This is a genomic window from Rhodococcoides kyotonense (genome assembly GCF_001645385.1).
GTDB lineage: Bacteria > Actinomycetota > Actinomycetes > Mycobacteriales > Mycobacteriaceae > Rhodococcoides > Rhodococcoides kyotonensis_B.
In genome coordinates this window covers 601,573-615,566 of sequence record NZ_LVHI01000023.1, presented here as the reverse complement: position 1 = coordinate 615,566, position 13,994 = coordinate 601,573, and the positions used below count along the sequence as shown (strand labels likewise).

The following is a 13,994-nucleotide window of genomic DNA, read 5'->3' as shown; positions in this document are numbered from 1 at the left end:
CCGAACGCGCGGTACGTCAGTTCTGTCGCGCCCGAGCCAGGCTGCGCACGATCGGATAGCCGACGAGGATGCCCACCGAGCCCCATGCGATGCCGCCGAGTTCGACCGAGCCGACCGTCAGCGTCAGGTCCCCGATGCCTGCGACGAGCGCCGCGGCCACGACCATCAGGTTGACCGGGTCGGTGAAGTCGACCTTGTTGTCGAACCAGATACGTACTCCGAGGAGACCGATCAGGCCGTACAGCACCAGCGTCGCACCGCCGATGACCCCGGAGGGAACGGTGAAGACGAGAGCCCCGAACTTCGGCGAGAACGCGAGAACCACGGCGGTCGCGGCGGCAACCCAGTACGCGGCCGTCGAGTAGACACGGGTGGCGGCCATGACGCCGATGTTCTCCGCGTACGTCGTCGTCCCCGACCCACCTGCCGCGCCGGCCAGGGTGGTGGCCAGGCCGTCGGCGATCAACGCGTCACCGGCCAGGTCGTCGAGCGACTTCCCCGTCATGGCCGACACGGCCTTGACGTGTCCGACGTTCTCCGCGATCAACACGATCACGACCGGCAGGGCGATGAGTACGACGGACAGCTCGAACGTCGGCCCGCGGAACTCGGGCACGCCGATCCAGGCCGCGTCGCGCATAGCGTCGAGCCTGGTCTGGTCGATCTCGCCGAGAACGGCCGCGAAGACCCATCCGATCACGACGCCGACCAGAATGCCGAGCCGACCGAGAAGTCCTGGACCGACGACGGTGACGAGCAGAATCGCGATCAACGTCACCGCCGCGACGAGCGGCTGCGCCTCGAACGACGACGTCGCGGCCGGAGCCAGGTTGAGCCCGATCAAGACGACGACGGCTCCGGTGACGACCGGCGGCATGACGGCTTCGATCACCCGTCCGCCCGCGAACCTGACGACGAAACCGATTGCGGCCAGGACGATTCCGACGGACATGACGGCGCCGAGTTGCGCTGCCGGCCCGTCTGCCTGCGCAGCACTGAGCGGGGCGATGAACGCGAACGACGATCCGAGGTAGCTCGGAATGCGTCCGCGTGTGATCACCAGGAAGAGCGCGGTGCCGATTCCGGAGAACAGCAAGGTGGTGGTCACCGGGAATCCGGTGACCGTCGGAACCAACAGCGTCGCACCGAACATGGCGATGACGTGCTGCATTCCGATACCGATCGTGCGCGGCCACGACAGACGTTCGTCCGGGGCCACCACCGCGCCTGCAGCGACAGTCTTTCCGTTGCCGTGCAGGGTCCATCCGAAGTTTCGACTCACAAGGAATGAATCCTAGAGGGCATTCAGTTCAGGATTGCAGCAACCGCCGCGCGTGCGGCGGAAGCGCTGTCCGCGCGCAGAGCTGCGTCGGCTGCCTCGACACACTTGTCGAACGTGACGGTCGACAGCTTCGCTCCGACGTGGGCGACGGCGGCCGACGCAGCCGACAGCGACGTGATGCCCAGACCCACGAGCACACACGCGAGCAACGGATCGGCCGCTGCCTCGCCGCATACACCGACCGGCTTGCCTGCGGCGGCACCTGCCTTGGCGGTGTGCGAGACGAGCGCGAGCACGGCAGGCTGCCACGGATCGGTCAGCGCGGCCAGTTGAGAGGACATCCGGTCGGCTGCCATCGTGTACTGGGCGAGGTCGTTCGTGCCGATCGACAGGAAGTCGACGTGCTCGAGAATGTGCTCGGCCAGCAGGGCCGCGGCGGGAACCTCGATCATCACCCCGGGTTTCAGCCCGCGCTCACGCACGTCGGCCGCGAACGCAGCGGCCTCGGCGGCGGTCGCGATCATCGGGGCCATGACCCACGGGTTCGAGCCGGTCGCCTTCGCTGCGGCGGCGATGCCGTCGAGCTGGCGATACAGGATGCCACGATCCTGTTCCGCGATGCGGATTCCACGAACACCGAGGGCAGGGTTGGCCTCGTCGGCGTGATTGGCGAAGCGCAGCGGCTTGTCCGAGCCTGCGTCCAGTGTGCGGACGACGACCTTGTGTCCGGCGAACGCCTCCAGCACCTCCCCGTAGATCGCGGCTTGCTCGTCGACGGTCGGCTCGGCCTCGCGGTCCAAGAAGCACAACTCCGTCCGAAACAGTCCGACGCCGTCCGCCGCGGAACTGCGGGCTGCGCGCGCGCCTGCGCCGTCCTGGACGTTCGCGAGGATGTCGACGGGGTGACCGTCCGCCGTGGCGCCCGGACCGCTCCAGCCCGACACACGGGCGAGTTCGGCTTTCGCGTCGGCGACGAGCCTCGCCGCGTCGTCCGCGTTCGGGTCGAGCACCACGTCGCCCGTCGTGCCGTCGACCATGGCCGTCGTGCCCGCGGGCACGTCGTCGAGACCGGCAACGGCGACGATGCAGGGGATGCCCAGCTGACGCGCGATGATCGCGGTGTGACTGGTGGGCCCGCCGAGCGACGTCGCCAAGCCGACGACGAGGGTGGCGTCGAGACCTGCGGTGTCGGCCGGCGCCAGGTCGTCGGCGAAGAGGATCGACGGCTCGGTCGGCACCGGCACGCCGGGCTCGTCGACTCCGAGAATTTCGGCGACGACCCGGTCGCGGATGTCGCGAAGGTCGGTGACGCGCTCGGCCATCAGTCCGCCGAGCTTCTCGAACATCGTCGCGATCTGTTGCGTTGCTGCTTCCGTCGCTGCCGTCGCGCGGGTGCCCTTGGAGATCAGCTTCTCGGCGGCACCGAGCCATCCGCGATCCTGGGCCATCGCGGCGTTCGCCGACAGGACTTCCGACGCGGCCCCGGTCGCGAGTTCCGCTCGTCCCCGCAGCCGGGCGGCCACGGTCGCGGCGGCCGTGCGGAAGCGTTCGAGCTCTTCGCCGCGCGCCGCGTCGTCGACGACGGTCGTGTCGGTCGGAACTTCCGGGCGACGGCCGGGTCGGATGACCGGGCCGAATCCCACACCGGGAACGACAGGAGTCCCCCGCAACACCGTGTCCTGCGCATCGGATCGCAGCGATCCCGTCATGTGTCCTCCTTCGTCGTTCGGTGTGTTCGACCCGTCACCCGCCGTTGTCTGTGATCGAGATTACTCGTCGGCCTTGACATGTCAACAGATACGGGCGTAAAACAACATAAACCAACAGTAATCAGGAAGGAGTCGGGGGTGTACGCAGAAGAACGACAGCAATCCATCGCGGAACTGATCAGCACCCGCGGCCGCGTCTCCGTCGCCGACCTGTCCGTTGCCTACGGCGTCACCACCGAAACGGTGCGACGCGATCTCGCAGTGCTCGACCGCCTCGGCGTCGTGCGTCGAGTGCACGGCGGAGCGGTGCCCGCATCGGCGCTGACGGCCACCGAGCCCGGTGTCGGAGAGCGCGAGTACACGCGCGCGGAGCAGAAGGACGCGATCGCGTCCGCAGCGCTCGACTACCTTCCTCCCGCGGGCGGCAGCGCCGTCTTCGACGCCGGAACCACCACCGGGCGACTGGCCTCCCTGCTGACCGGCGACCGCGACCTGACTCTCGTCACCAATTCGGTACCGATCGCCGCGAGGGTTGCGCCGCTCACCGGCGTGAACCTGCGGATGCTCGGCGGCCGCGTGCGCGGTACGACGCAGGCCGCCGTCGGACCCGAGGCCATGCAGGCGCTCGAATGGCTGCGCGTCGACGTCGCGTTCATCGGCACCAACGCCCTCAGTATCGGCCACGGGCTGTCCACACCGGACAGCGACGAAGCCGCCGTGAAACGAGCGATGGTCAATTGCGCCAACCATGTTGTCGTTCTCGCGGATTCGACGAAGATCGGCCGCGAACACCTCGTGAGCTTCGCCAGACTGGACCACATCGACGTCGTCGTCACCGACGGCGACATCGAGGACACGGATCGTAAGAGTTTGACCGACAACGGAATCGAGGTCGTGACCGCATGATCGTCACACTGACAGCGAACCCGAGTATCGACAGAACCGTCGTACTCGATTCGGAACTGGTTCGCGGCGGAGTGCATCGAGCACGCACCACCGTCAACGACCCCGGTGGCAAAGGCGTCAACGTCGCGCGAGTGCTGACGGGCGCGGGCGTCCAGTCCATGGCCGTCCTGCCTGCGGCAAGCGGCGACCCGCTGTTGGAAGCACTGAGCACCAAGGGCGTTCGCTTCTGGAGCGTGCCGACCGACGGCCTCGCACGCACCAACATCACCGTCAGCGAGCCCGGTGGCACGACGACCAAGATCAACGAACCCGGCGCCGTGCTCACCGCGGCAACGCGTGACGCGCTGTTCGAGACCGTCGTCGATCTCGGCCGCGACGCTGCGTGGGTTGCATTGTCGGGATCGCTGCCGCCCGGAATCGCACCCGGTTGGTACGCGGAACTCGTTCGCGCACTGCGCGAGACGCCGTGCAGGGTCGCCGTCGACACCTCGGACGAGCCATTGCTGTCGCTCGCCGAATCGTTCCCCGAATCCGCTCCCGACCTGATCAAGCCGAACTCCGAGGAACTCGCCCAGCTGACCGGCGTCGACGGCGACGCGCTCGAGCAGGCGGCGTCAGCCGGCGACCCGACCGCAGCGGTCGAAGCCAGCCGCATTCTGCTCGGTCGCGGCGTCGGCAGCGTGCTCGCCACTCTCGGCAGCGCCGGGGCCGTCCTCGTCACCGCCGAGGGTGCCTGGTTCGCCAGCCCGCCACGGATCGATGCCATCAGCACGGTCGGCGCGGGCGACTCCTCTCTTGCCGGCTACATCCTGGCCGACATCGAACACTGTTCGCCGGCCGATCGTCTCCGTCGCGCAGTCGCTTTCGGAACTGCAGCCACCGCCCTACCGGGTACGACGCTGCCGACGCCGAATCAAGCACGGCCCGACGCCGTCACCGTGCATGCTCTCGATTCACCTCCCGCCAGCTCGTCCTCTACCCCTTCCAGTTCGTCGACACTCTCCTAGGAGCCGTCATGTCCACACCAACCCACGATCCCGCGATCATCGCGGAGGAGCTCATCCTCCTCGATGCGGACCTCGGCGAGTCCAAAGATGCTGTCATCGAACGACTGTCCGAGACTCTTGCCGCCGCAGGCCGCGCGACCGACGCCGCGCCGCTGCGTGACGCCGCCCTCGCCCGCGAGGCTCAGTCCGCGACCGGCCTGCCCGGTGGGATCGCGATCCCGCACTGCCGCGCCGACGCCGTCACCTCGGCCTCGCTCGGTTTCGCTCGGCTGAACCCGAAGGTCGACTTCGGAGCACCGGACGGCCCTGCCGATCTCGTGTTCCTGATCGCAGCTCCGACCGGAGCCGGATCCGCGCACATGAAGCTGCTGTCGAGCCTCGCGCGTGCTCTCGTCAAGCCGGAGTTCGTCGCGTCGCTGCGCAACGCCGCCACCGCGGCCGACGTGGTCGCACTGGTCGACGGCGTGATCAACCCGGCACCGAAGGCTGCACCCGCCGAGGCACCTGCCGCCGCTCCCGCAGCTGCGCCTGCCACTGCGGAACCCGCTGCCGACGCACCCGCCGACGCGCCGAAGCACATCGTCGCCGTCACGGCCTGCCCGACCGGCATCGCGCACACCTACATGGCCGCCGACTCCCTCGTCGCAGCCGGGGAGCGAGCCGGCGTCACGGTGCACGTCGAGACCCAGGGATCGAGCGGAAGCACTCCCCTCGACCCGTCGGTCATCGCGAGCGCAGAAGCCGTCATCTTCGCCACCGACGTCGGCGTCAAGGGCAAGGAACGCTTCGCGGGCAAGCCCGTCGTGTCGTCCGGCGTCAAGCGCGCCATCAACGAGCCCGACGTCATGGTCACCGAGGCACTGCGTGCGTCCTACGACCCGAACGCAGCTCGCGTGTCCGGCACCGCAGCATCCTCGAGCGGAAGCAGCGCGGCCGCAGGTGAACTCGGCTGGGGCACGCGAATTCGGCAGATCCTACTGACGGGCGTCAGCTACATGATCCCGTTCGTCGCGGCAGGCGGTCTGCTCATCGCGCTCGGCTTCCTGCTCGGCGGATACGAGATCTCCGGCGTCGCCGAGGACATCGTCGTCAACAACTCCATCACGTCTCTTCCCGACGGCGGATTGACCGCCTACCTCGGAGCCGTGTTGTTCCAGATCGGCGCGCTGTCGTTCAGCTTCCTCGTGCCCGCCCTGGCCGGCTACATCTCGTACGCCATCGCCGACAGGCCGGGTCTCGCACCAGGATTCACGGCCGGTGCCGTTGCGGTGCTCGTCGGAGCAGGCTTCATCGGCGGTCTCGTCGGTGGTCTGATCGCAGGCTTCGTCGCATTGTGGATCAGCAAGTGGCGCATTCCGGCCGTGCTGCGTGGCCTCATGCCCGTCGTCATCATTCCGTTGTTCGCGACGCTGATCGTCGGCGGAATCATGTTCCTCGTGCTCGGCAAGCCGCTCGCCGCGATCACCAGCGGACTCACCAACTGGCTCAACGGCCTCAGCGGCAGCTCGGTGGTCATCCTCGGCGTCATTCTCGGCCTGATGATGTGCTTCGACCTCGGTGGCCCGGTCAACAAGGCCGCGTACGCATTCGCCACCGCGGGCCTGTCGGTGACCGACACCGCATCGCTGCGCATCATGGCTGCTGTCATGGCTGCCGGTATGGTTCCGCCGCTCGCGATGGCACTCGCGTCGGCCATTCGCCCGAGGCTGTTCACCGAGGCCGAGCGCGAGAACGGTAAGGCGGCATGGTTCCTCGGCGCGGCGTTCATCTCCGAAGGCGCCATCCCGTTCGCCGCAGCCGACCCGCTGCGTGTCATTCCGTCGATGATGGCGGGCGGTGCTGTCACCGGTGCCCTCATCATGGCAACCGACGTCACGCTCAGTGCCCCGCACGGTGGCATCTTCGTCTTCTTCGCCATCGGCAAGATCGTCTGGTTCCTCATCGCTCTCGCGGCCGGAACCGTCGTGTCGGCTCTGCTCGTCGTGTTTGCCAAGCAGTTCGTCAAGGGTAAGAACGCTCCGACCGAAGAAGCGCTCGACCCCGACGTCGTCCCCGCCTGATCCCCACCCACTTCTCGAACCCTGCAGGAGAATCACATGCCCAGCACCACAGTCACCGTCGGATCGTCCATCGGTCTGCACGCTCGTCCCGCAGCGTTGATCGCCGAGGCAGTCGCCGAAGCCGGCGTCGACGTCACCCTCGCGGTGGCGGACCAGGAGCCGGTCGACGCCGGATCCGCTCTGATGATCATGACCCTTGGCGCCACCAAGGGCACCGAGGTGACCGTCGAGAGCGACGACCAGGCGACGCTCGACAAGATCGTGGCTCTCGTCGAGTCCGACCTCGACGCCTGATTCCCAGCTAGCTACGCGTTCGGGTCCGCCCGAACGCGTAGGCAGTCGACGCAAGAGCAAGAACACCGGCGACGGCAAGCGCACCGAACGACCATCGGCCACCCGATGGCGTCTCGGTCGCTGCCGTCGCCGGCGGCGTTTCCACCAACGATGTCGCGTCACGCAGCACGTGGATGGGAGGCAACGGTCCACCCGCGGCCTCCGACGCGACGAGAAGGTTGCCGTCGGTGTCGAAAGCGACTGCCTCACCCTGAGGCTGCGACGGCAGCGCGACGACGACCGGGTCTCCGGTCAGCGCACCCGCGACGTCACCATCGGTCACCGGAAACAGGTAGACATCGGTGTAGGTGCGCACGGCCGCGACGGCACCGTCCCGACTGACCGCACCACCCGTCGCGAGAATCGATCCGGTGATGAACGGCGGGCCCCCGGGCGTGTCGGTCCGCTGGAATGCGCGCTCCCCCACCCTCTTCAGTGGAGTGGGACCGGGCGACGCCAGTTGCTCGACGGTCTCGTCGCCGGCCGGGACGTAGATCCCGCTGACGCCCGACACTTCCTTCGTGACGATCACCGGACGTCCGCCGGGTTCGATCAGGACGGTTTCGGCGTCGTGCGGGCCGTCCGGAAAAGTCAGCCGGTGCAGCTCACCCTCACCGGACGACGGATCCATGCTCGCGAGTGCGACGGTGTCGCGGCTACGCAGGTTGTCGCCGGTATCGGACAGCCACAGTCGGCCGTCGTGCGAGCCGAGATCCTCGACGTCGTACGGATCGACCGGCACGTCGAGCCACCGCGTCACAGCGCACGAGCTGTCGAGGACCGCGAGCCGGTGATCGGTTCCGCTGTCCCCGATCGCGTACAGCTCACCCTCGATGGCCGTGAGCCCCGACAACTCGTCCAGGCCCGGATCGGTGGGTGTGCACAGGGTCTCGAACTGTTCCTGTCGAACGTCGGGCTCTGCGTCGGCGGTCGCCGGGACGAGCATCAGCGCACCGACGAGACCGGTGACGGCAACACCCCTCATGTGAAGGTCAGGCGGTGACGGCGTCGTAGGCGAAGTCCGACAACACCGACGCGAGAGCGTGGGGAACTCGCGCAGCGACGTGCGTGCCCCCCGCCTCGTGCGTCGACTCGCTGATGCGTCCCTCGGAGTGGATACGAGCGACGAGATCGCCACGCGTGTACGGGATCAACACGTCGACCTCCGCTTCGGGCCAGGCAAGGATCTCGCCGAGATGGTCGCGCAATTCGGCGACGCCCTCTCCCGTGCGCGCCGAGACGAACCGTGCCCCGGGAAGCAGTCCACGCAGCTGCGTCAGCTGGACGGGATCGGCGGCGTCGATCTTGTTGACGACGATCAACTCGGGTGGCATCGGGGCGTCGTGTTCCTTGACGACGTCCATGATGACCTCGCGCACGGCCTTGATCTGGTCGGTCGGCAGCGGATCCGACCCGTCGACGACGTGCAGCAGCAGATCTGCGTCGGTCACCTCTTCCAGCGTCGAACGAAATGCTTCGACGAGCTGGGTCGGCAGGTGCCGCACGAATCCGACGGTGTCGGTGAGCACGATCGCGCGACCGTCGTCGAGCGTCGACTTCCGCGACGTCGGATCCAGCGTCGCGAAGAGAGCGTTCTGCACGAGCACACCGGAACCGGTGAGCTTGTTGAGCAGACTCGACTTGCCGGCGTTGGTGTATCCGACGATCGCGATGTTGGGCGTCGTGCTTCCCACCCGGCGTTCACGCTTGGTGTCACGGGCCTGCTTCATGCCCTTGATCTCGCGTCGCAGCTTGGCCATACGTTCGCGAATACGACGACGATCGGTCTCGATCTTGGTCTCACCGGGACCACGCAGACCCACACCGCCGTTGCTGCCGGCACGACCACCGGCCTGCCGGGACATCGATTCACCCCAACCGCGCAGTCGCGGAAGCATGTACTCCATCTGCGCGAACGCGACCTGAGCCTTGCCCTCGCGTGACGTCGCGTGCTGGGCGAAGATGTCGAGGATCAACGCCGTACGGTCGATGACCTTGACCTTGACGACCTTCTCCAGCGCATTGAGCTGTGCGGGAGTCAGTTCACCGTCGCAGATGACGGTGTCGGCGCCGGTGGACAGGACGACGTCGCGTAGCTCGTGTGCCTTACCCGAACCGATGTAGGTGGCGGGGTCGGGCTTGTCGCGACGCTGCATCAATGCGTCGAGCACCTCGGAGCCGGCGGTCTCGGCGAGCGCGGCCAGCTCGGCCATGCTGTTCTCGGCCTGCGCGGCCGTGCCGCTGGTCCAGACACCGACGAGCACGACGCGTTCGAGGCGCAGCTGTCGGTATTCGACCTCGGTGACGTCGGCGAGCTCGGTGGACAGGCCTGCGACGCGTCGAAGCGCCGTGCGCTCTTCGAGCTGCATGTCACCGGACGAGGGAGTGTCCTCGTCGAGTGGAAGTGGGGATCGGGCGATGCGCCTCGACCACGCTTCCGATTCCTGCGGCGTCCAGCGCTCGGCGGAATCGGTGTCGGCCTGCGGGCCCACGTGGTTTTCAGGGTGATGTGTCTCAGTCATGTACTGTCCATCATCCACGAAATCGGCAGCGCATGCACGTGAGTTTCAGCCGAGCTCCTGCCACCACGTGTCGTCGACGGTGCCTTCGGCGAGCAGAACCGAGGGTCCGCGCAGCATCGAGCCGGAGTCGTCGATCGTCACGGTGACCTCGCCACCGGGAACGCCGACGACGACGGAACCCGAATCGAGGCCCTCGTAGGACAATGCCGCTGCCGCCGCCGCGACCGTCCCCGTGCCGCACGAGCGGGTCTCGCCGACGCCGCGCTCGAACACACGCATGTCGACCCGGCCGAACTGCAGACGCGTCACGATCTCGACGTTCGCGCCGTTCCGGAAGAAGTCCGCGTCCAGATCGGGAGGAGTCGACAAATCCAGCTCTCGCAGCGACACGACGTCGGCAGACGCGTCGACGCAGGCCAGATGCGGGTTGCCGACATCGATGCCGATGCCGTCGAACGTCCGACCACCCAGCGTCGTGCTGCTGGCCCCCAGTAGCTGCACGTCGCCCATCTCGACCGACACGTCTGCGTTCGTCTCGTCGAACTTGTGCACGGTGACCGGTCGCGCTCCTGCCCGCGACCCGACGACGAACCGGTCGCCGTCCACGAGGCCGTGTGCACGCACGTAATGCGCGAAGACCCGAACACCGTTACCGCACATCTCGGCGATGGTTCCGTCACCGTTGCGGTAGTCCATGAACCAGTCGTCCGCGCCGACGCCGACCGGCAGTCGGTCGAGGACGCCTGCGTCGCGCAGCGCGCCTGCTCGAGCGACACGCAAGACACCGTCGGCGCCGATCCCGCGACGTCGATCGCACAGCGCGGCGACACGGGTGCGCAGCAGTTCGATCTTCACATCGGGATCGAACAGCACGACGAAGTCGTTCTGCGTTCCGTGGCCCTTGGCAAAATGCATGGTCGAAATCCTACCGCTGGGCGTCATGCCCGGAGACGGCTGCAAGTGCTGTCTCGGACAACCGGGCGTCCGCGCCGTCGAGCCACTGCACCCTGGGGTCACGCCGAAACCACGACCGCTGCCGACGGACGTAACGGCGCGTGCCGATGAACGTGCGCTCCCGCGCGTAATCCAGGTCGGTGTCGCCGGCGAGGTAGTCCAGCACCTGGGCGTATCCGATGGCCCGCGACGCGGTGACGCCGTCACGCAGCCCCTGATCGACCAGCGCGGCGACTTCGTCGACGAGGCCCGACTCGAACATCAGATCCGTTCGTCGGGCGATCCGCTCGTCGAGTTCGCCGGTGTCGCGATCCACTCCCAGGATGCGCGTGCCCCACCGCGGCGTCCCGATCGTGGGCGCCGACGCCGCGAACGGCAGCCCGGTGATCTCGACGACCTCCAGTGCGCGCACCATGCGACGGCCGTCGGTCGGGAGGATGGACGCCGCCGCCTCCGGATCGGCCGCGGTCAGCGCGCGATGCACCGCCTCGGTCCCACCGTCGGCCAGTAGCTGCTCCCAGCGTGCCCTCACCTCGGGATCGGTTGCAGGGAACGCCCACTCGTCGAGCAGCGACTGGACGTACATCATCGATCCGCCGACGATGATCGGCACCTTGCCGCGGGCCGCGATCTCCTCGACGTCCCGGACGGCCGACGCCTGGTACTTGGCCACCGTTGCGATTTCGGTGACGTCGAGTACGTCCAGCTGGTGATGCGGAATCCCGCGCCGCTCGTGCACGGGCAGCTTGGCGGTGCCGATGTCCATGCCGCGATAGAGCTGCATCGCATCGATGTTGACGATCTCACCGTCCAGGGTCTCGGCGAGATCGAGCCCGAGGTCCGATTTCCCGGTCGCGGTCGGTCCGACGACCGCGATCGGGGTGCGCGAACTCATGCCGGCAGCTCCCAGAATCCGGCGAAGTAGCCGACACCGAACGGCGCTCCCCTGTGCAACGGAATCGAACTCACGACGACGTCGCCGACGACGGCTGCCGACACCTGCCACGCTGCGGCACCGGACGCGCCGAGCTCCCGGCACAGATCGCGGTCGATCCCGGCGAGGAACGAGACGTCGGCGCGTTCGAGTGCGTCGTCGAGCCCGGACTGGAACGCGGCCGCGCGATCGTCGAACGAGCCGGGCGCCTTCGGTGTCAGCGTCGTGCAACCGTCCGCGACGACGAGCACACCCCAGTCCTCGTCGTCGGCGTCCATGCGCTGCCGAAGTTCGTGGCCCAGGCGGCGGCAGGTCGACGCATCCGTGTCGGCGGCGACGATGCGCGCCTCGACGACGGCGCCCGGAACGGCATGGCCGCGCAGCCACCCGGCGATCAACGCCGCCAGCGGCATCCGGTCGTCCGTCTGCGCCGCGTCGGTGGACAGGCCGACCTCGACGTCGACCCCGTATCCGCGGAACGAGCCACGCGCGACGGGCGGCACGGTCGCAGGCTCATCGGCCACACCGAGCGCAATCCAGCGAGTGGCGACGAGGCCGAGTCGGGTCGCGGCATCCAGCGCCGCGCGACGTACTGCGTCCGTCTCGGAGGCTCCACCGCCGGTCAACTCCGGAACCAACAGGGGCGGGGACGGCACCAGGGCCACTGCGCGGAACACGACGACCACGCTAGTCGGTGGACGCGAATGCGCCGACACGGATGCCGCCGTTGGCGTACGACATCGTCTGTTGCTCTCCGACCTGTTTCAATGGTCGGAACCGGCGACACCGAGTTCAATGGTGTTCATCGGTGACCACAGCGCGATAGAGGCAGCCGTGACGCGCGGCAGAGACGAGGAACAATGACCGACCCCAGTGGCACGACCAGCAGCGGCTCTTCCGAATCTGCAGGTCCGAAGCCCGGAAGCCCCAAGCCCGGCGGTCCGAAGCCGGGCGCTCCGAAGCCTGGCGGCGTATCGCAGAAGGCAGCCAAGCCGTCGACTCCGGGGGTGGCCAAACCTCATCCTGTCTCGTCGCACGTCGCGTCCGTGACGCCCACCGTCGCGCCTCCGAGCGATCCGAGCAAGTTCGGCCGCGTCGACGACGACGGCACCGCCTGGGTGACGACGCCCGACGGCGAACGCCAGATCGGCTCGTGGCAGGCAGGCGACGCGGCCGAGGGCCTCGCGCACTTCGGACGACGCTACGACGACCTGTCCACCGAGGTGGCACTCCTCGAAGCTCGGCTGACGGCAGGCTCCGGTGACGCGAAGAAGACGAAGGCGGCCGCGCAAGCGCTGCTCGAGTCCATTCCGACCGCGGCGATCATCGGTGACATCGACGCGCTGACCCGTCGGCTCGAGGTCGTCGTCGAGCATTCGGAGGCCGCGGCGGCCGTGGCGAAGCACGAGAAGGAACTCGAGCGCGCGGCGCACACCTCGCGCAAGGAGGAGCTCGCGGCCGAGGCCGAGCAGATCGGTAGCGAGTCCACGCAGTGGAAGCACGCCGGCGACCGGCTTCGCGAGATCCTCGACGAGTGGAAGACCATCCGCGGCGTCGACCGCAAGGTGGACGACGCGCTCTGGAAGCGCTACTCGAAGGCGCGCGAGAACTTCAACCGTCGTCGAGGCGCGCACTTCGCCGACCTCGACCGCGAGCGCGGGGCCGCCAAGGCACGCAAGGAAGAGCTCGTCGAACAGGCGCGTGCGCTGTCGTCGTCGACCGATTGGGGTCCGACCGCCGGGGCGTTCCGCGACCTGCTCGTCGAATGGAAGGCAGCCGGACGAGCGCCACGCGACGCCGACGACGCACTGTGGAAGAACTTCAAGGCCGCGCAGGACGTGTTCTTCGCGGCGCGGAACGCAGCAGCCTCCGAGCGTGACGCCGAGTTCGAGGCCAACGCCGCCGCGAAGGAAGAACTGCTGAGCCACTACACCCACATCGATCCGGCCAAGGATCTCGAAGCTGCCCGTGCGTCGCTGCGGGATCTTCAGGAGAAGTGGGACGAGATCGGCAAGGTTCCCCGCGATCGCATGCACGACCTGGAGGGCAAGCTACGCGCCATCGAGAAGACGGTCCGCGACGCCGCCGACGACCAGTGGCGACGGACCGATCCGGAGGCATTGGCTCGCGCGGCGCAGTTCCGCGAGCGCGTCGCGCAGTTCGAGGAGCAGGCTGCGAAGGCTCAGGCCGCAGGCAAGGACAAGGACGCGAAGAAGGCTCTCGAGCAGGCTCAGCAGTGGCGTGAATGGGCCGACGCCGCCGAGGGCGCCGTCGGCGAACGGTAGAC

General features: G+C 68.0%; 12 protein-coding genes. 5 read left to right on the top strand and 7 right to left on the bottom strand.

The window, feature by feature from the left end:
• Nucleotides 1–16: 16 nt before the first annotated feature.
• A complete protein-coding gene (locus tag A3K89_RS18790; RefSeq protein WP_068428934.1) occupies nucleotides 17–1,282 on the bottom strand; it encodes a uracil-xanthine permease family protein in 1,266 nt (421 codons plus the stop codon).
• A 23-nt stretch (nucleotides 1,283–1,305) separates the two neighbouring features.
• Complete coding sequence (gene ptsP, locus A3K89_RS18785) at nucleotides 1,306–2,991, bottom strand: phosphoenolpyruvate--protein phosphotransferase (RefSeq protein ID WP_068428933.1); 1,686 nt, start codon at nucleotides 2,989–2,991, stop codon at nucleotides 1,306–1,308.
• 138 nt (nucleotides 2,992–3,129) lie between these two features.
• On the opposite strand from ptsP, the gene A3K89_RS18780 reads away from it, so the two are divergent.
• From A3K89_RS18780 to A3K89_RS18765, 4 genes are read left to right on the top strand one after another with little or no spacing between them, the layout of a single operon-like run.
• The gene (locus A3K89_RS18780) at nucleotides 3,130–3,897 is read left to right on the top strand and encodes a DeoR/GlpR family DNA-binding transcription regulator (protein WP_068428929.1); all 768 of its coding nucleotides are present in this window, start codon (nucleotides 3,130–3,132) and stop codon (nucleotides 3,895–3,897) included.
• Complete coding sequence (locus tag A3K89_RS18775; protein ID WP_068428926.1) at nucleotides 3,894–4,904, top strand: 1-phosphofructokinase family hexose kinase; 1,011 nt, start codon at nucleotides 3,894–3,896, stop codon at nucleotides 4,902–4,904. Before A3K89_RS18780 ends, A3K89_RS18775 begins: the two co-directional genes overlap by 4 nt.
• Nucleotides 4,905–4,912: 8 nt before the next feature.
• A complete protein-coding gene (locus tag A3K89_RS18770; protein ID WP_068428924.1) occupies nucleotides 4,913–6,964 on the top strand; it encodes a PTS fructose transporter subunit IIABC in 2,052 nt (683 codons plus the stop codon).
• A gap of 36 nt (nucleotides 6,965–7,000) precedes the next feature.
• A complete protein-coding gene (locus A3K89_RS18765; protein WP_068428923.1) occupies nucleotides 7,001–7,258 on the top strand; it encodes an HPr family phosphocarrier protein in 258 nt (85 codons plus the stop codon).
• A gap of 7 nt (nucleotides 7,259–7,265) precedes the next feature.
• Here the strand turns inward: A3K89_RS18765 and A3K89_RS18760 are convergent, their stop codons facing one another.
• The 5 genes from A3K89_RS18760 to A3K89_RS18740 are packed head-to-tail and all read right to left on the bottom strand — an operon-like array spanning nucleotide 7,266 to nucleotide 12,384.
• Nucleotides 7,266–8,282, bottom strand: a complete 1,017-nt coding sequence (locus A3K89_RS18760; protein WP_068428921.1) for a hypothetical protein — start codon at nucleotides 8,280–8,282, stop codon at nucleotides 7,266–7,268.
• 7 nt (nucleotides 8,283–8,289) lie between these two features.
• A complete protein-coding gene (hflX, locus tag A3K89_RS18755; RefSeq protein WP_084423873.1) occupies nucleotides 8,290–9,819 on the bottom strand; it encodes a GTPase HflX in 1,530 nt (509 codons plus the stop codon).
• A 45-nt stretch (nucleotides 9,820–9,864) separates the two neighbouring features.
• The gene (dapF, locus tag A3K89_RS18750; protein WP_068428918.1) at nucleotides 9,865–10,734 is read right to left on the bottom strand and encodes a diaminopimelate epimerase; all 870 of its coding nucleotides are present in this window, start codon (nucleotides 10,732–10,734) and stop codon (nucleotides 9,865–9,867) included.
• Between the two features lie 10 nt (nucleotides 10,735–10,744).
• Nucleotides 10,745–11,668: a tRNA (adenosine(37)-N6)-dimethylallyltransferase MiaA gene (gene miaA / locus A3K89_RS18745; protein ID WP_157105375.1), complete on the bottom strand. Its 924-nt coding sequence runs from the start codon at nucleotides 11,666–11,668 to the stop codon at nucleotides 10,745–10,747.
• Complete coding sequence (locus tag A3K89_RS18740) at nucleotides 11,665–12,384, bottom strand: hypothetical protein (protein ID WP_254303571.1); 720 nt, start codon at nucleotides 12,382–12,384, stop codon at nucleotides 11,665–11,667. Before A3K89_RS18740 ends, miaA begins: the two co-directional genes overlap by 4 nt.
• A 183-nt stretch (nucleotides 12,385–12,567) precedes the next feature.
• Between A3K89_RS18740 and A3K89_RS18735 the strand changes: the two genes are divergently transcribed.
• Entirely contained in the window at nucleotides 12,568–13,992 is a 1,425-nt protein-coding gene (locus tag A3K89_RS18735; RefSeq protein ID WP_068428916.1) for a DUF349 domain-containing protein, read from the top strand.
• Nucleotides 13,993–13,994 lie beyond the last annotated feature (2 nt).

Excerpts from the sequence above, each read along its gene's own strand:
- A3K89_RS18765 (WP_068428923.1), top strand. The coding sequence starts at position 7,001 with ATGCCCAGCACCACAGTCACCGTCGGATCGTCCATCGGTCTGCACGCT.
- A3K89_RS18760 (WP_068428921.1), bottom strand. The coding sequence starts at position 8,282 with ATGAGGGGTGTTGCCGTCACCGGTCTCGTCGGTGCGCTGATGCTCGTC.
- dapF (WP_068428918.1), bottom strand. The coding sequence starts at position 10,734 with ATGCATTTTGCCAAGGGCCACGGAACGCAGAACGACTTCGTCGTGCTG.
- hflX (WP_084423873.1), bottom strand. The coding sequence starts at position 9,819 with ATGACTGAGACACATCACCCTGAAAACCACGTGGGCCCGCAGGCCGAC.
- ptsP (WP_068428933.1), bottom strand. The coding sequence starts at position 2,991 with ATGACGGGATCGCTGCGATCCGATGCGCAGGACACGGTGTTGCGGGGG.
- miaA (WP_157105375.1), bottom strand. The coding sequence starts at position 11,668 with ATGAGTTCGCGCACCCCGATCGCGGTCGTCGGACCGACCGCGACCGGG.
- A3K89_RS18770 (WP_068428924.1), top strand. The coding sequence starts at position 4,913 with ATGTCCACACCAACCCACGATCCCGCGATCATCGCGGAGGAGCTCATC.
- A3K89_RS18735 (WP_068428916.1), top strand. The coding sequence starts at position 12,568 with ATGACCGACCCCAGTGGCACGACCAGCAGCGGCTCTTCCGAATCTGCA.
- A3K89_RS18775 (WP_068428926.1), top strand. The coding sequence starts at position 3,894 with ATGATCGTCACACTGACAGCGAACCCGAGTATCGACAGAACCGTCGTA.